Origin of the sequence: Gilliamella sp. Lep-s35 (genome assembly GCF_009795845.1) — a bacterium.
Classification (GTDB): domain Bacteria; phylum Pseudomonadota; class Gammaproteobacteria; order Enterobacterales; family Orbaceae; genus Gilliamella.
The window spans coordinates 46,827-64,950 of the sequence record NZ_WTEX01000001.1 but is presented as its reverse complement, the minus strand read 5'-3'; the positions used below and the strand labels follow the sequence as shown (position 1 = coordinate 64,950).

Below are 18,124 nucleotides of genomic sequence, written 5' to 3'. Positions count from 1 at the left end.
TAAATATGGAAACTCAAGCTGTCACTATTCAAATTTTTGGACGAACACTAAAGTTCAATTGTCCTGTTGATGAAGTCGAAGCACTTAATAGTGCTGCAAAAGATTTAGATGAGCGCTTAACAAATTTACGAGAAAAATCCCCTCAGGTTAATAGTGATCAACTTATTATTACTGCGGCACTGAATATTTCTTACGAACTCACAAAAGAAAGACAAAAAAGCAATGAATTTAGCGATCGATTAAAAATGCTACAGCAATTACTCGATTCTGCACTAAATACCAACAACTAATATTTAAATTGTAAATTTAATACAAATGGTATTGTATGATCTGATAAATTTTGTATCATAATAATCACCTCTGAGATGCTCGCGATATGGGTTAGTCCCCTGAGCCGATAATCTTATCTTAAGAACGGAGTGATTTTTAATTGGTGAGTATGCCTTACTTGTAAGGAAACCTAAAAATTAAAACACAATGTTCACCTTGAACCTCGGGTTCAAGGGTTACGACCCTAACGACATCTTGGAGTTTCCTTTCAACCTTTTTCTAAAAGGTAAAAATGGCATGAACATCAGGCAAACAATTCGTCAAAAAAGGCGACAACTATCCCTAGCAGACCGCAATATTGCTCAACTAACGATATATCAACAAATTTTTCACCATCAAGCCATTAAAACCGCAAAAAATATTGCCATATTTTTATCATTTGATGGTGAAGTCGAAACTAGGCCTATTATAGAGTTTTTATGGCAACAAAATAAATCTGTCTATTTGCCCATTATTCACCCTTTTTCTTCGACACATTTACTTTTTTTAAAATACACGAGTCAAACCCAACTGATTAAAAATAAATTTGGCATATTTGAACCAAAGTTAAATGTATTAAATGTACTTCCTTATCATCAACTCGACATTGTTTTTACGCCACTAGTTGCTTTTGATCAACGTGGCTACCGAATGGGAATGGGCGGTGGATTTTATGACCGATTACTTGCAAATTACCAAACAAAAAAAATCTTACCTATTGGGCTTGCTTTTGCTTGTCAAAAGGTACAACATATTGACAACAAACCTTGGGATATCAAACTACCCGAAATTATTTACGCTTAAGTTTATTAATAATAAGTTAAAATAGCCAAACTTTATAATAAGTAGCAGCGTACAAATAATCTAGATTAATATTATTAGTAATAAAACTGATTTTATTCTTAACGTTAAACACATTTTTCGAATCGAATATAACTTTGTTACTATGAATTACTGTTACTATGCACTAGCGTTCTAATTTCTAATACATAACATTCAAAAGTAATTGAGTCTTTCATATTTAAAAGCTTTTTTAATATAAAATAAAGGAGTGTTGCAATGTCAGAAAAAAAAGAACTAACCACTAATAACGGCGCACCAATAGCCGATAACCAAAACTCCCGAACAGCAGGTCCCCGTGGTCCTGTGTTGATAGATGATTTTCAACTTATCGAAAAACTCGCTCATTTTAACCGTGAAAATATTCCAGAACGTCGTGTTCATGCTAAAGGTTCTGGTGCACATGGTACCTTTACTGTCACTAATGATATTACAAAATATTCTTACGCTAGTTTATTTGCCAATGTGGGCAAACAAACTCCAATTTTTGCTCGTTTTTCGTTAGTAGGCGGTGAACGAGGTTCGTCAGATACAGCGCGTGATCCCCGTGGATTTTCAGTAAAATTTTACACAGACCAAGGCAACTGGGATATCGTCGGCAACAATACCCCTGTATTTTTTATTCGTGATCCACTCAAATTTCCTGATTTTATTCACACTCAAAAGCGTGACCCTAAAACTAATTTAAAAGATCCACAAATGATGTGGGATTTTTGGTCTTTATCGCCAGAATCACTTCACCAAGTCACTATTTTATTTTCTGATCGTGGTATTCCTGATGGTTATCGTCATATGCACGGCTATGGTAGCCATACTTATAGCTTAATTAATAAAGATGGCGTTCGCACTTGGGTAAAATGGCATTTTAGAACCGAACAAGGTATCAAAAATATTCATCCTAAAAAAGCAACTGAAATTGATGGAACTAATCCAGATTCTGCACAAGAAGATCTATTTAAAGCCATTGAACGTGGCGACTATCCTAAGTGGCGACTTTATATGCAAGTCATGACTGAAGAGCAAGCTAATAACCATCCTGAAAACCCGTTTGATGTTACTAAAGTTTGGTCACAAAAACAATATCCATTAATTGAAGTCGGTGTAATGGAACTAAACCGTAATCCTGAAAACTATTTTGCCGAAGTTGAACAATCTGCCTTTGAACCAAGTAATGTGGTTCCTGGTACGGGCTTATCACCTGATAAAATGCTTCAAGGTCGAATTTTTGCTTATGCCGATGCACATCGTTATCGTATAGGAACTAATTATCAACAATTACCAATCAATGCGCCAAAATGTCCTGTGCATAATTATCAACGTGATGGTGCAATGCGTTTTTATACTCCTGATAACGCGCCTAACTATGAGCCTAATAGCGTCGATAGCGCACCAAAACAACAACCACAATATGCCGAACCGCCAATGCATGTACCAGCTGGCACAATGGGCAGGCATGATCATCGTGTTGATGACGACTATTACTCACAACCACGCGCATTATTTAATTTAATGCAGCCTGATCAAAAACAACTGCTTATTGATAATATCGTTGGCTCGATGAAAAACGTCAATCAAGACATTCAAATCAGGCAGCTCAAACACTTCTACAAAGTGCATCCTGATTATGGTTCAGGAATTGCCAAAGGATTAGGCATTAATATAGACCTAATAAAAAATTAGCACTAAAAATAACAATGCCGACTAACTTCGTCGGCATTTTAGAATGTTGGCTGTAACGACTTATTATAACTATCTATTGTAATTACCGATTAAAAATACACATCAATAATGACAAAAATTCACAGGAAAGCTTTCACTCACTAGGCTACACGGTATTACCATAGCTTATAAATTAAATTAGTCAACAGCTATCAAAATGGTCATATTAAGTGTAAGTAAACGCCAAGTTATTTACACTTTATGATTAAAATAATCCGCTAAAAATCATAAGGCGTTTTTCCTGAAATCGCTTTATGCGGTTTAACGGTATGATAAAAATGAATAAAGCGTTTAAGCGTTTATTTTCACTCTTTTGCATCGCTAAATATTGGCTGCTTATGCCGCATTTCAATTCAAAGTTCGTATCACGCTTTCGGCTTTTCCATTAGTTTATAGGCAGGTGATTTTTGCTTGATATACCGGTTATTACACATTTTATATAAATAAATCAATATAGTATGTTTTTTGTTAAAAAGTTTCAGGGGTGTACTACGTTTATGTATAAAACATTAAAAATCAAATAGATAAAAATAGAGGGTATTTTCTAGTTTGCTGCTTTGTTTGATTTTTAAGTAACGGCAAACTTTAGGTATCAGCCTGTCGTATTTCGCTTAGAGAGGTTTTGTTATCGCCTTTAGCTTGCCGCCTTAATTTATTTTTAATGGCTTTTTCGATTTTAAATAAACGTTTAATACCCTAGCTGATGGTTTTATAACATTGGTTCTTACTGGTTAAAGGCACAAACAGCTTTCATCAGGCTTGTTTAGCATATTATAAATGCTCTCGCGAATGACCATAGAGTGTTTGACCTAATTAGTAACGGTTATTTTTCTTTATGGTGTCAGCGTTATATCGCTTGCTTATGATAGGACATTAGTTTTGTTTTTTTATGTATATTTATTACAGTTGTTTCTTAAATTACTGTAAACAATGCGAGTAGTTCCTACATATTAAGCAATATAACTGCATAAACTAAAGTATTAAATTTATCCCTATTAAATAATCTGCTACAACTAAAAATAATAATGAACAATTGCTTTTGATGGTTTATATTGTACATATACTGTTTTAAATAAAGCAGTTAAAGAAATTGAAGATAAAAAAAGGCTAGTCAATGAAAATCATTAAGCTAATTATTATATTATTGTTTAATTGTGTTGGAGGATTGTTAAGTTACCAATGGTGTTATCAGTTTATCCGAAAACATAGTACACCAGAATCTCATTTTTTAATATTGTATTGCTTGTGTTATTTCTGTTTTATTCTTATTTCCGTCTTTATGCTAGATAAAATAAAACGACCGTCAGGTTTAGTCTTTTGTGGGATAGTTATTGGTGTTTTAATAAACTTTATCTCATGGATTGTCCGCCCATTCATTATGGGAGATCACAATACATTAGTTCTAGATATTGACGTAATTATTGCAGATCTGTGTATATCATCAGCCGTTACCCTTAATTTTATCATATACCCAGCCATTTTATTGTGCTGTCACTACTCGATTTTTTGGATTGAAAAAATATATAAGAGATGTATTTTCAAACAATGATAAATGCTTCCCATAGATAAAATATTAGGCAGTACTCACGAGTATAAATTACTTATTTAGCCAATACATTGTAGCGTGAGCGAACAATTAACCCTCTGCATAATGCCGACTAAACTTAGCCGGCATTATCATTTTTATAATAGTGCTATTTATAACTTAATTATTTGCTTCAACTCATTGAATAATAATGAGTAATCCACTTTAGTAAAGTCCGTTACATCAACTTCGAGCAATTTACCTAAAACAAATTGATCATATTGTCGTGTTTGGCAGACTTGATAAAATTGCTCCTTAGTAATTAAATCATCAGCAAGATTTCGATTTTCTAACCTATCGCCATAATGATAATGTTGCATAATATGGCATAAATGGCGCTCAGGTGAACGATCACGCTGATAACGACGTTGCCATATCACATCAAAATCAGCAACTAAGCGAATGGTTATCACTTGATAGTGATATTGTTCAGCAAATTCACTCAGTTGCTTTTTTTGTTTATCACTAAATGGGTATTCAGAAATAATCACTCTTTTACCTGCATCCATATACAGTTGTAAAACACCATAATAAAACTGCCAAACTTTGTGTTCTAACGCTTCTTTTTCAGCCTTACAGTTAAAACCGATTGATTCAGCATATAAAATTTTAGCTTCATCAGGAGTTATAACAAAGCTATCTTTAAATTGCTGTTGCAATTGATTAACTAGATAGGTTTTTCCTGTACATGGACAGCCTGCCAGTAAAATTAAATATTTCTGCATACTTACGTACCTTAATTAATTCGGTTATTAACGTTAAGAAACAAACTCATTTTGTGTTTAACAATTTCCTTAACCGATTGATTAGCTGGAATAATATTGTGTCGTAACGATTTATTCACTTCAGTATCAGCAAACTTATCTTTGGCAACTTGGGTCCAAGTTACTAATAATTCAGTGCCTACATTAAATTTACGAATACCGTTATTAATCAGCTCAGGATAATCTTCTTCTTTAACGCCTGTACCGCCATGAATCACCAGTGGAATATCTACCATAGCGTGAATCTCTTTCAATAAAGGAATATTCACCTCTGTTTTTGATTTAAACTGCCCATGATTAGTACCAATGGCAACAGCCAAGGCATCAATACCCGTTGCTTTAACAAACTCTAAAGCATCATTTGGTTTAGTATAGATTCGATCATTAGGATCGACATGAATGCCCTCTTCAGTTCCCCCAATTGTACCCAACTCACCTTCGACCGATACGCCACGCGCATGTGCATACTCAACTACCGCACGGGTTTTTAAAATATTTTCTTTAAATGGTAAAGAAGAACCATCAAACATCACCGAGGTAAAGCCACTATCGATCGCTTCTTTAATATCATCAAAACTTTTAGCATGATCTAAATGTAACACAGCATCAACAATTTCTTCATCAGCGATGGCTTTTACCGCATTAACGAGCACTTTAAAACCAATATAACGTGCAGTATCAACACTAGTTTGTATAATAATTGGCGCACCAACTTCTTTTGCTGCGCGTAGCATATCGGGCAACATTTCTAAATTATGCGTGTTGAACGCACCCACGGTGAAATTGAGTTTTTGAGCTAATAATGTGACATCTTTTAGTGTGGTATACATAATAATTTCCTTTAATCTCGTTGAACTGTAACTTGTTTGGCAATGTTGCGCATGGAATCGATCTTATTCATCCAAAAATCAATATCGTCTATTGAACCATTTTGTGCGGCATCGGCACGTTTATGGTTGTACAAATTCATTAATGCTTTATACCCCTCTCCAATTGATTTTTTATGTTGTAAACTCTTTTCTAAATATTCAATTGCAAAATCGGCACGATCTAATTGACAATATAGCAGTCCAGCTTTTTCGCATAATGTGGCTAAAATTACCGCATCATCAGTTTGGTCAATTTGTTGTAATAACTGGTTAATATCTTGTTCAATTTGCTCTATTTGCGATGATGTCAGAGTGACTTTTATTTCTGATTTCTGTTTGGATTCTGTTTTAGGGTGACTTTTTTTGAAAAAGTTAAACATAGCAATCTCCTAAACTAAAAATTCTTTAATAACGGACTTAAAATCCATGCATAGAGCAATGCCGCCGTAACCGTATCGACATCGGTGGCTGTTGCATTAATAAAGCCCATTTGGTTAAAGATAGTCACAAGCAACGCTGGTAACAAAGTAATAAAAAATCCATGCGCAATGCCACCAATAAGAGCCCCACGACGACCTCCTACCGCATTACCAAATATGCCAGCAGTACCGCCTGCAAAAAAGTTAGTTAGCATGCCTGGTAAAATCATGGCTAATCCAAAAACTGGCAAGGTTAACATCGCAATCACCGTACCAATTGACGTGGTAATAAACCCTAAAATTACCGCATTAGGGCTATAAGGGAAGAACACAGGACAATCAAGTGCTGGTATGGCATTAGGAACAACCTTCATCGCAATGCCTCTAAATGCGGGCACAATTTCTCCGAGCAATAACCTAACACCAGCTAATAACACATAGATGCCTACTACAAAAATAATCGCTTGCGTAAAGGCATACATCACATAATGTTGTCCACCAGACAATGTTGAAGCATATTCTTCACCAGCAAAAAGAACGGTAATAATATAAAGTGGTATCATTACCACCATGACCGACAAATAAGTATCTTGCAAAAATTCAAATGATTTAGGCAATTTCATCTCTTCAATTGAACGTTTGTTTTCACCTCGTTCACCGACCACATAGGCAACGCCTGCTTCAAATAAGTAACCGATTGTACAGAAATGGCCAAGAGCTATATCATTAGATCCCGTCACTTTACGAATAATCGGCTGTGCAATAGCGGGCATAAATACCGCAAAAAGTGCACCAACCAGACCGCCAACAACAATTAACATAATCCCTGAAAGCCCTGCAAAACTACCAAATACGGTGGTCATGGTAGCCATCCAAAGAATTGCCTGACCAGTTAAAAAGATATATTTCCAGCGTGTAAAACGGGCAATAAGAATATTAAAAATAAAGATCATCAAAAAAGTCAGAGCAATATCACGGCCTAAGCCTAACTGGCTCATTGCTTGCCCGTTAATCGCCTCAATAGAAGGAATAATCCCTTGCATATTAAAACCGGCAGTAAAAATATGACCGAAATAAGTCAAACTGCCCACAATAATACTTGCCCCTGCATTAAGCACTTGAAAGCCCAATAATGTTTTAAGCGATCCTGAAATAATTTGTCCGACTGATTTACGTTGTAAAATCAAGCCAAACATAGCAATTAAGCTAATGGTTATTGAAGCTTGAGTTAAAATATTATCGATAATAAAGTTAATTACGTTCATAATATTCTCCTATTTTGCAATTTAAACTAGTCCCTTTTGTTGCAACACTGGGGTTAACTTTTCATCAATTTCGGTTTTTGAAACAATATTTTTAAGGTAGACAATTGAGGTCTTCTCGCTAATATTGAATTTAGCAAATTGAGGGCGAAAATTTTCAGCTGTGATGATAATATCGGCGTTCATTGCCGCGGCAGATGAAATATCGGTATGATCTAACTTAGCCTCAATACCTTTAGTTTTTAGTACATCTTCGGTCGCCATTTGTGCAGCAAAACTACTGCCTAGCCCTGCACCACAAACAAATAAAATGATTAAATTACTCATGTTCTATCCTCCTACAATTTAATGGTTTAATCTAAATTCGGTTCATTAAATAAAATGGTTTTAAATTGCTGTACAGAATCACACATCGTTAAGCGTTCAAGTTTTTGTTCATCATTAATTAATTCAATCAAACTGCGCATAATATTGAGATGAGAAAACGAATCGATAGCGGCCAAACAAAATATAATTTTTACCGGACCCATTTCAGAATTACCAAAATCAACAGCATGTCGCATGGTTACCACACTCACTCCTAATTGATTTACGCCGTCTTCAGGGCGAGCATGTGCCAAAGCTAAATGTTTACCTATGACTATGTAAGGGCCATATTGTTCGACCGAGGTAATCATAGCTTCGATATAGGAAGGTAAAATAAATTGTTTTTTTAATAACGGCTCCGCAGCAATTTTGATCGCTTGTCGCCAATCTGAGCTATCTTGCTGCAAGATAATGTCATTATCGGTAAGAATATCTTTCAACATAGGCTGGATTTTCCTTTTATTGATTTTAAGGTTATTGATTGCCAAACACTTTTCGAGTTGGTTATAGATAGGAGCAGACACAATGCCACCACTTTGTTGAATCAAATCAACCAGTGAATAGAAAAGATCGGTCGCATCCACTAAATGATTTACAACCCGTTGATTAGCACTGTGTTTAGCTAAAAAATCAGTAATAATAGGATGATTTTTTTCTTTTAAAATCGGTTCTAACACCAATACAGGATGAGCTAAGTGCTGCAATGGAAACGTAGAAAAAATTAAGTCAAAATCAAGTTGAGCTAATAGATCCTGATCATGGCGGCCTAAAATTGCCAATACATCAATACTAAAAAACTCTTTAAGTGTTTCAGCTAATAAGTTAGAGGTTGCAATACCATGATCACAAAATACCACTGCTTTAAAATAGTAACTTCGCTGTTGATTTATTGCGCTAGCAAAAGCTGAAAAATGGATAGTTAAAAATGCGATTTCATCATCTGAAATTTTACGACTTAACGTTGTTTCAAGATCGTGCATAAAAGTGGTAATAACGGCATGAATTTCGCTATAGTTTTGTTTGATGTTATCAAGTAATGGATTAACAATATGAATATTATTACTTACTCGGGCAATCAGCCCTGCTAAGTGTTTACATAAGTTTTCGTACAGTTGCTCTTGCTTGGTTGAAAATGGAATTTGCGTTTTTTCTTCGACATAATTAACTAGCTTAATGGCTAATAACTGCGCATTTACCCATTCGACATAGTTATTAATATCCTTGGTATTAAACGCTTCTAACATATAAATAATGTATTGTTGCTCTTGCCTGCTGACCTGCAAAGCAATCTGTTGACAAGTTAAATGAATAAACCTTGCTATTTCACCCAAATCATTATTATTAAAATCCACTCTTATCATGGTAAGGTGATGTTGCTGTTGATTTCGAATTATCCAAATAGCAGTAAAAACAACCAATTGCTGAACATAAATTTCATCATGAATCTGGCTAAGCGTTTGATGAGCAAGTTGTAATAAACTATCTATTAATTCTTGAGGAATATAATTGAACAGTAACTGCTGTATCAAACTCATCTCATTTCGTGGTTTATCTAATTCAAGATTCCCCAAAAACTGATTAATCGCTTCATACATCATTAAACGAATAGAACGCTCTAACCCCACAAACTGCATACCTTGCTTTGGCTGGCTAATTAATTCAATATCATATTTTTTAAGTCGTGCTTTGAGTTTTCTAACATCTTCATCTAAAACACTTTTTGATACAAAATATACATCTTCTTTATGGCTTAAAATGGTAGGAGAAGCAGAAAAAGCGATAGACAATAACAAATCAAACTGGCGTTCATCTTTACTTAAAATCGATGAGATTGGTATGCCCAATAATGCATTATAAATTAACTGTTTTTCATCTTGTGGCGCATTGATTATAAAACCTTTACTACGTACTGTTGAAATTAAAGGAAACTGTCTTTGCGTTAAAAACGCATTAATTTCTTGGATTTCATTACGAATAGTTCGCACACTAATTTGAAATTCATCCGATAGCATTTCGGAGGTGATTGGGTAGTCGATTGAAATAAATTTTTTAAATAATTCAATGGTTCTTGTTCGCATAAACTTATTCACCTATTTACTTCATAAATTAAGTATAAGTGAGATAGATTTGCTTACCTAGTTGGTATTTTTGCCAATAAAAATGGCAAAAAATTGGATGATGTCTATTTGTATCATGAAAATAAACATTTTATGAAAGAGTATAAGTAGGAATAAGCTTGATAAAATCACAATTTACCAACTTAACCAAGTTATTGAAAAATAACAATTTTATACTTAAACGTAGGGTTTTCCTGAAACTTTTTAACAAACGATACTTATCGGCTTGTTTAGCTTTTTTAAAGATGAATGAAAAATTCAAGCTAATAAAAATGATATTTATTGATATATTTTTATGACAGTTTTAACCGTATTGGCTTAACACAACATATTGATTTAATATAAAATTTAAATCGTTAGATAAGTAATACGGTTATAATTATTTAAATTAAGTTATAACAAGGGATTTTTGCCGAACAATTTCAAACAAGCATACACCAGTTGCTACCGATACATTTAGTGATGACACAATACCCGCCATTGGAATGCTGACTAATTCATCACAGTGTTCTTTGGTTAAACGACGCATGCCTTCACCTTCAGCACCCATTACCAATGCAAGTGCGGTTTGTGTTGATGTTTTATAAAAATCGGTTTGATAAAGCGTCTTATCTGCTTCGCCTGCGGTACCCACAATCCAAACTTGATACTCGTCTTGCAGCATTCGCATAGTACGTGCCAAATTGGTTACTCTAACCACAGGCACGCTTTCAGCTGCGCCACAGGCAACTTTTTGTGCGGTGGAATTTAGTGGTGCGGAGCGATCTTTTGGCACAATAATAAAATCAACCCCAGCCGCATCGGCAGTACGAATGCAAGCGCCTAAATTGTGGGGATCAGTCACACCATCTAAAATTAAAATAACGGGGTTTGGTTGCTGTTCCATTAATAGCGGAATGTCGTTTTCTTGATAACCTCGGTTTGGTTTTACCATGGCTAAAATACCTTGGTGCACGCCGTTTTTCGACTTTTCATCTAACCATTGACGATTAGCTATTTTCACTGGCAAGCCAAGTTGCTCTAACTGACGCACAACGGCAAGAAGGCGTTTATCTTCACGCCCTTTAATAATAAATACTTCAATAATTCTTTCTGGCGAACGTGCTAATAATGCTTCAATGGCGTGCAGGCCATAAACTGTTTCACTCATTTATTTGTTACTCTTTTATCTTATTAACTATTTGGTTTTATTGGTTGATTTTGATTTACTACGTTTTTTACTTTTAGCTTTCACTTCAACTTTAGCACTTGCTTTCATGCTTGATTTAGCGTTCGATTTTGCCTTTTTTGGGGTACTTGATTTAGTACTTGGTTTAGTATTTTGCTTAGTATTTGGCTTCGCGCTACTTTTTTTACTGGTTGATTTTTTGCCTTTTCGCTTAACAGGCAAATCAGCTTGTTGAGCGTTTGGGGCTTGTTTGGACTTATCTTTTGCCGTTTTTCCCTGACGTTTTGGCTTATTATTACTACCCACTAATGAAAAATCAATTTTACGCTCTTCTGGATTGACGTTATCGACTTTCACTTGCACTTTATCACCCAAACGGTAAACAAAACGCGTATTTTCACCAATTAAACGATTGCGCGAACCGTCAAACGTATAATAATCATTTTCTAGCGATGATACATGTACTAAGCCATCAATAAATAGATCGTCTAATCGCACAAAGAAGCCAAAATTTACCACGCTCGAAATCGTACCGTTAAAAACCTCGCCGACATGATCTTGCATATAATCACATTTAAGCCAATCAACTACATCACGCACCGCTTCGTCGGCACGTCGTTCGGTCATGGAACAGTGCTCGCCAAAATAGAGCATTTCGCTAGTGGTATAACGGTAGCCACCTGTTTTACTGGTTTTTTGTTGTTCATCCGCTAAAATCCATTTAATCGCACGGTGCAAAAGTAGATCAGGATAACGACGAATTGGTGAAGTAAAATGTCCATATTCCTCAAGCGCTAAACCAAAATGCCCACGGTTTTCAGGATCGTAAATGGCTTGTTTCATAGAGCGCAAAATAACCGTTTGTAGCATATCATGATCAGGACGCGTTTCAACCACGGTCATTAATTCAGCGATATCTTTAGGTTTAGGATTAGCTCCGCCCCCAAGCGATAACCCAAGTTCGCTTAAAAGACTACGCAAATTATTAATGCGATCTTCATCAGGCCTGTCATGCACACGGAATAATGCAGGAATATCCGCTTTAATCACTAATTTTGCCGCAGCCACATTGGCTAAAATCATGCACTCCTCAATGATTTTATGCGCCACGTTACGCTGTGCTAGCTCGACACTTTCAATACGCTTATCAGCATTAAAGATGAATTTAGGCTCTTCTGACTCAAACCCTATCGCCCCACGAGTAACCCGTGCTTTATCAAGCACATTATAAAGCCCATAAAGGTTTTCAAGATGAGGTACCAAATCACGGTAATGCTCACGAAGTTCTTCATCGCCCTCTAAAATCTTCGCCACTTTGGTATACGTTAACCGAGCATGCGAGTTCATTACCGCTTCATAAAACTCATACCCCGTCAAACGCCCTCGATTAGACACCGTCATTTCACAAACCAAACATAAGCGATCCACTTGCGGATTTAATGAACACAGCCCATTAGATAAAACTTCAGGAAGCATAGGCACCACGCGCGACGGAAAGTAAACCGACGTACCACGCAAACAAGCCTCTTTATCTAATGCTTTACTAGGGCGAACATAATAACTCACATCCGCAATCGCCACCCACAACCGATAGCCACCGCCACGGTTTTTTTGGCAATACACCGCATCATCAAAATCACGCGCATCTTCGCCATCAATTGTTACCAAAGGTAAATTTCGTAAATCTTTACGGCCTTTTTTGGCACTTTCGGGCACTTGATCGGCAAATTTGCTAGCCTCGATTTCAACCGCTTTAGGCAGTTCATAAGGAATTTCGTGATTACGTAGGGCAATATCAATGGCTAAATTTGTGCCCATCATTTCGCCAAGCACTTCTTTAATCACACCCACCGCTTTTTGACGACGCTCTGGTCGCTGTTGTAACTCAACGACTACAACCGCCCCCATGCGCACGGTGCGATCGGGTTTACCTGTTATTAAAATATCAAAGTTTAAACGACTATCATCAGGCACCACAAAACCAACGCCTTGCTCGATAAAATAACGGCCAACAATTTGATTACTACGCGGCTCTAAAATTCGCACTACCCTAGCTTCGGTTTTACCTCGGTATTGCGTGCCGATAGGCTGGGCTAAAATTACATCGCCTTGTAGGACTTTTTTCATCTGTTCTGGTGCTAAAAAATAGTCCTCAGGATTACCCTCTACCCGCAAAAAGCCAAAACCATCACGGTGGGCAATAACCTTACCTTTGACCATGTCGAACTTTTCGGGCAAGGCATAACACTTACGACGTGTAAACACCACCTGACCATCGCGCTCCATAGCACGCAAACGCCGGTGCAACGCCACTTTTTGCTCATCATTTTTAATATCAACAGCTTGAGCAATTTTTTCTAAACTGGCAGGCTTTGCTTCTTGTTTAAGGTAATCTAAAATAAGCTCTCGACTGGCAATTGGGGAATCATACTTCTCGGCTTCGCGGTCAAAAAATGGGTCTTTTATCATAAAGGAATATCCTGTGACTAATATTAGCGCTAGCATAACATAGAGTGGTATAAGTTAACATCAACATTCTATTTAATAAGCAAGAATCAATGGATTATTAGCTTAGTTTTAAAAGAATATTTCAGTACCTGAGTTATAGTAAAATAGTAACAGTTAAAAACAAGAAAATAAAAAACATTAATAAAATCAATGCTATTTCAATCTATTTTTTGTAAAAAACAAGGTCTTTTTTGTTAGTAGATACAGTGGATTGGGTGCGGTGGCTTCGGAGTGATTAAGTTATAGTTACCTTTTCTAATGGATCTTTGTCGCAACCAATAAGAAGGAACACAAAAACAATAGCGATAATCAAACGTATATTCATTTCAATTTTTCATCCATGAATTCATAGATCTTAATCGGCTTGATGGGAACCAAATCTCTATCTTTTACTTCACATACAGAATTATTACTTGAAACAACAACAATTTGCCCTCTTTCTAAACCAAAATCGGCACGCGTCCAAATTGCGTCTATAGCATTAAAATATCCCCTACCATCTGGAGGAAATTCGTAATAAACTACTTTGTTATTATATATGTACACTATAGTTTTAAAATAATCTTTATCTATTCCATATCTAGAATTTGGAGAAGTTTCTACTTTATTAACATCAATATTTTGATCTCGCATTAATGTAATATAACGCCCACCAATACTGCCACTGATTAACCAAACTTCATCCCATTCGAAATCAGTATAATCAGAAAGTGTTATGGTTTTAGGGTGATTTTTTTCTATATATTCGGCTACCTTTTCTAACGGATCTTTGTCGCAACCAATAAGAAGGAACACAAAAACAATAGCGATAATCAAACGTATATTCATTTCAATTTTTCATCCATGAATTCATAGATCTTAATCGGCTTGATGGGAACCAAATCTCTATCTTTTACTTCACATACAGAATTATTACTTGAAACAACAACAATTTGCCCTCTTTCTAAACCAAAATCGGCACGCGTCCAAATTGCGTCTATAGCATTAAAATATCCCCTACCATCTGGAGGAAATTCGTAATAAACTACTTTGTTATTATATATGTACACTATAGTTTTAAAATAATCTTTATCTATTCCATATCTAGAATTTGGAGAAGTTTCTACTTTATTAACATCAATATTTTGATCTCGCATTAATGTAATATAACGCCCACCAATACTGCCACTGATTAACCAAACTTCATCCCATTCGAAATCAGTATAATCAGAAAGTGTTATGGTTTTAGGGTGATTTTTTTCTATATATTCGGCTACCTTTTCTAACGGATCTTTGTCGCAACCAATAAGAAGGAACACAAAAACAATAGCGATAATCAAACGTATATTCATTTCAATTTTTCATCCATGTTTTCATAGATCTTGATAGGTTTAATGGGAACTAAATCTCCATCTTTTACTTCACATACAGAATTATTACTGGAAACAACTATAATCTGTCCTCTTTCTAAATTAAAATCTAAAAGTGGAAATGGCTCTACGAAACCTAAAGGAGAAAATTCCCTGTCCCTGTTATCCGGAGGAAATTCGTAATAAACAACTTTTTTATTATATACATACACTACGGCATCAGAATGCTCTTGATATTTTCCATATTTCCTTTTAGGTCTTTCTACTTTTTTGACATCAATATTTTGTTCTCGCATTAATATGATATACCTTCCACCAATACTGCCACTGATTAACCAAACTTCATCCCATTCGAAATCAGTATAATCAGATAAGGTTATGGTTTTAGGGTGATTTTCTTCTATATCTTTTAATACTTTTTCTAAAGGTCTTTTACTATTGCAACTGGTTAATGTTACTATTGATATAAACATTAATAATAGTATGATTTTTTTCATTATTTTGCATTCCATACCAATTTTGTTTTATATTCTTGTTCAAAAACACCTCCCATCCCATCAATTTTATTTGACCAACTTTGCTTTCTCTCTCTCAATACGGCTTTTACTACTAAATCATTTTTAAAATAAAGATCTAAATAAGCTAACGGTCTCGATTCGCTATCAATATTCCATCCTCTAATCTCTTTCACACAATATGTTATTTTATTATTAGTAATTGTAGTTACTGTTCCTACTTTTGCTTCCGGTAATTTTTCAACAATATTTTTTGTAGTTTTTCCTTGGAACCAATTATTTTTTATCATCCAAATTGACATATCATATCTTCTATTATCAATATTTGTATCTGATGAACCCCAAATTCTAGAATCAAGAGGTTCGCCTTCCTGGCATCCTGATAATATGAAAAATAATAATAAAAGAAGTAACTTTTTCATAATTTAATGATTCATTATCTATTTAATTATAGGTGTTAATTTATAATAATTCCCTTGGAAAGAATCTTTATTTATCTTAAAGATACTTTTTTCTCTAGGCCATAGATAATCTATTTTAAAGATAGTTTTTCCATCTTTTATATTATCAAAATAGTACTTGTTATTATCCGGAAAAACATCTACATAAATAACATCATTTTTATAAATAAAATATATTACTTCAGTCCAAGATTCAGTTTCTCTTAATACTTTTATATTTTGAATATTATTCGTTGAAATTCCTTTTTGATTTAATATAGAGTTCGTTTTTTCTATATCTCTTGCTGTAATAATTATGAAATAATCCCAGTTAAAGTTTGTAAAATTATATAATACTAATGTATCTGATGACTTTACATTATCCAAAAAACTGTCAATTTTTTCTAAAGGAGTTTTGTTACAATTGGTTAGAAATAAACACATAAGTAACAATAGCATGATTTTTTTCATTATTTAATACTCTTTTGCTTTAGAAATGCTTTTTTTCGCTTCCCATAAACCATGTTCATGATAATAATCTAATACTTTATCTGCTAATTCATTATCGGTTTATTTCAATTTTTCATCCATGTTTTCATAGATTTTAATAGGCTTAATGGGTACTAATGTTCTGTGTTTTACTTCACATACAGAATTATCGCTTGAAACAACAACAATTTGCCCTCTTTCTAGTTTAAAATCTAAAAGTGCATACGGCTCGACAAAACCTAAAAGAGAAAATTCCCTGTCCCTGTTATCCGGAGGGAATTCGTAATAGACAACTTTTTTATTATATACATACACTACAGTCTTAGAAAGCTCTTGATATTTTCCATATTTCCTTTTAGGTCTTTCTACTTTTTTGACATCAATATTTTGTTCTCGCATTAATATGATATACCTTCCACCAATACTGCCACTGATTAACCAAACTTCATCCCATTTAAAATTAGTATAATCAGATAAGGTTATGGTTTTAGGATTATTTTCTTTTATATCATTTAAAACCTTTTCTAAGGGGGTTTTGTTGCAACTGGTTAATGCTACCATTGATATAAACATTAATAATAGTATGATTTTTTTCATTATTTTTCATTCCATACCAATTTTTTTTTATATTCTTGTTCAGATATTATTGGAAATCCATCTAATGATTCTATTTTATCTAAAAAAGTTTGTTTTCTTTCTCTCAACACTACTTTTATTACTAAATCATCTTTAAAATAAAGATCTAAATAAGCTAACGGTCTCGATTCGCTATCAATATTCCATCCTCTAATCTCTTTCACACAATATGTTATTTTATTATTAGTAATTGTAGTTTTATAGGTGTTTCTTTTTGGTAATTGTTCAACAATATCATTTTTAGTTTTTCTTTGGAACCAATTATTTTTTATCATCCAAATTGACATATCATATCTTCTATCATCAATCCCAATATCCTCAAACTCTAGAATCAAGAGGTTCGCCTTCCTGGCATCCTGATAATACGGTAAAACATAACAATAAATATAGTAAAATACCCAGTTGCTTACACTTCATGATTAAAATAATCCTCTAAAAACTTATAAGGCGTTTAAGCTTTTATTATCTATCTTTTGCATCACTAAATAATTGCCAATTATGTCATATCGCAATTCAAAGTTCGAATTGCTCTTTTCATTTTTTTAATCTTTAGACGGTATAGAATCCTGAATATTTTTTACAAAAATATAATAAAAAAAGTAAATAACCAATAGTGATTACACCGCTTATCTAAAAAATTTTACGCTATTTATTTTAATGCTTTATATTTAGGAGGATGATTTATTTAATGTCAAATAAGCTCTTTGGGGTTATAAATAGGATATTTTAGATATCGCTCCCAATATTGTTATTGGGTAGCGATATATTA

Annotated in this window: 18 protein-coding genes and 1 other RNA gene; 4 read left to right on the top strand and 15 right to left on the bottom strand. The window is 34.3% G+C overall.

The genetic code is table 11. The annotated features are described in order from the left end of the window. The first annotated feature begins 5 nt into the window (after window positions 1–5). The 4 genes from zapA to GQ590_RS00315 all read left to right on the top strand — a co-directional run bounded on the left by zapA (window position 6) and on the right by GQ590_RS00315 (window position 2,829). A complete protein-coding gene (gene zapA / locus GQ590_RS00330) occupies window positions 6–290 on the top strand; it encodes a cell division protein ZapA (RefSeq protein WP_160405847.1) in 285 nt (94 codons plus the stop codon). 64 nt (window positions 291–354) lie between these two features. After that, window positions 355–536: non-coding RNA, 6S RNA (gene ssrS, locus GQ590_RS00325), on the top strand. Window positions 537–567: 31 nt separating this feature from the next. Next, entirely contained in the window at window positions 568–1,113 is a 546-nt protein-coding gene (locus GQ590_RS00320; RefSeq protein ID WP_160405846.1) for a 5-formyltetrahydrofolate cyclo-ligase, read from the top strand. A 255-nt stretch (window positions 1,114–1,368) separates the two neighbouring features. After that, complete coding sequence (locus tag GQ590_RS00315) at window positions 1,369–2,829, top strand: catalase (protein WP_160405845.1); 1,461 nt, start codon at window positions 1,369–1,371, stop codon at window positions 2,827–2,829. A 1,737-nt stretch (window positions 2,830–4,566) separates the two neighbouring features. On the opposite strand, the gene GQ590_RS00310 is transcribed toward GQ590_RS00315, so the two are convergent. From GQ590_RS00310 to GQ590_RS00240, 15 genes are all read right to left on the bottom strand, one after another. Continuing rightward, complete coding sequence (locus GQ590_RS00310) at window positions 4,567–5,178, bottom strand: AAA family ATPase (protein ID WP_160405844.1); 612 nt, start codon at window positions 5,176–5,178, stop codon at window positions 4,567–4,569. 11 nt (window positions 5,179–5,189) lie between these two features. Beyond that, the gene (locus GQ590_RS00305) at window positions 5,190–6,047 is read right to left on the bottom strand and encodes a class II fructose-bisphosphate aldolase (RefSeq protein WP_160405843.1); all 858 of its coding nucleotides are present in this window, start codon (window positions 6,045–6,047) and stop codon (window positions 5,190–5,192) included. 11 nt (window positions 6,048–6,058) lie between these two features. Next, window positions 6,059–6,466 (bottom strand): tetratricopeptide repeat protein, encoded by a 408-nt coding sequence (locus tag GQ590_RS00300; RefSeq protein ID WP_160405842.1) that lies wholly within the window; start codon window positions 6,464–6,466, stop codon window positions 6,059–6,061. A 14-nt stretch (window positions 6,467–6,480) separates the two neighbouring features. Further along, window positions 6,481–7,770, bottom strand: coding sequence for a PTS sugar transporter subunit IIC (locus tag GQ590_RS00295; RefSeq protein ID WP_160405841.1), 1,290 nt, complete (start codon window positions 7,768–7,770; stop codon window positions 6,481–6,483). Window positions 7,771–7,791: 21 nt separating this feature from the next. Further along, on the bottom strand, window positions 7,792–8,094 hold the full coding sequence (locus tag GQ590_RS00290) for a PTS sugar transporter subunit IIB (RefSeq protein ID WP_160405840.1): 303 nt from the start codon (window positions 8,092–8,094) through the stop codon (window positions 7,792–7,794). A gap of 26 nt (window positions 8,095–8,120) precedes the next feature. Then, window positions 8,121–10,211 carry a PTS sugar transporter subunit IIA gene (locus tag GQ590_RS00285; protein WP_160405839.1) on the bottom strand — a complete coding sequence of 697 codons (2,091 nt, stop codon included), beginning with the start codon at window positions 10,209–10,211 and terminating at the stop codon, window positions 8,121–8,123. A gap of 427 nt (window positions 10,212–10,638) precedes the next feature. Next, window positions 10,639–11,400, bottom strand: coding sequence for a 23S rRNA (guanosine(2251)-2'-O)-methyltransferase RlmB (gene rlmB / locus GQ590_RS00280; protein WP_160405838.1), 762 nt, complete (start codon window positions 11,398–11,400; stop codon window positions 10,639–10,641). 27 nt (window positions 11,401–11,427) lie between these two features. Then, a complete protein-coding gene (rnr, locus tag GQ590_RS00275) occupies window positions 11,428–13,887 on the bottom strand; it encodes a ribonuclease R (RefSeq protein ID WP_160405837.1) in 2,460 nt (819 codons plus the stop codon). A 360-nt stretch (window positions 13,888–14,247) separates the two neighbouring features. Beyond that, the gene (locus GQ590_RS00270; protein ID WP_160405836.1) at window positions 14,248–14,754 is read right to left on the bottom strand and encodes a hypothetical protein; all 507 of its coding nucleotides are present in this window, start codon (window positions 14,752–14,754) and stop codon (window positions 14,248–14,250) included. Continuing rightward, window positions 14,751–15,257 carry a hypothetical protein gene (locus tag GQ590_RS00265; protein ID WP_160405836.1) on the bottom strand — a complete coding sequence of 169 codons (507 nt, stop codon included), beginning with the start codon at window positions 15,255–15,257 and terminating at the stop codon, window positions 14,751–14,753. Before GQ590_RS00265 ends, GQ590_RS00270 begins: the two co-directional genes overlap by 4 nt. After that, entirely contained in the window at window positions 15,254–15,772 is a 519-nt protein-coding gene (locus GQ590_RS00260; RefSeq protein ID WP_160405835.1) for a hypothetical protein, read from the bottom strand. The genes GQ590_RS00265 and GQ590_RS00260 overlap by 4 nt, the downstream gene beginning before the upstream one ends. Continuing rightward, window positions 15,772–16,212, bottom strand: a complete 441-nt coding sequence (locus tag GQ590_RS00255) for a hypothetical protein (RefSeq protein WP_160405834.1) — start codon at window positions 16,210–16,212, stop codon at window positions 15,772–15,774. The genes GQ590_RS00260 and GQ590_RS00255 overlap by 1 nt, the downstream gene beginning before the upstream one ends. Before the next feature lie 18 nt (window positions 16,213–16,230). Continuing rightward, window positions 16,231–16,701, bottom strand: a complete 471-nt coding sequence (locus GQ590_RS00250) for a hypothetical protein (protein WP_160405833.1) — start codon at window positions 16,699–16,701, stop codon at window positions 16,231–16,233. A 99-nt stretch (window positions 16,702–16,800) separates the two neighbouring features. Beyond that, window positions 16,801–17,316 carry a hypothetical protein gene (locus GQ590_RS00245; protein ID WP_160405832.1) on the bottom strand — a complete coding sequence of 172 codons (516 nt, stop codon included), beginning with the start codon at window positions 17,314–17,316 and terminating at the stop codon, window positions 16,801–16,803. Then, a complete protein-coding gene (locus GQ590_RS00240) occupies window positions 17,316–17,690 on the bottom strand; it encodes a hypothetical protein (RefSeq protein WP_160405831.1) in 375 nt (124 codons plus the stop codon). The genes GQ590_RS00245 and GQ590_RS00240 overlap by 1 nt, the downstream gene beginning before the upstream one ends. Window positions 17,691–18,124 lie beyond the last annotated feature (434 nt).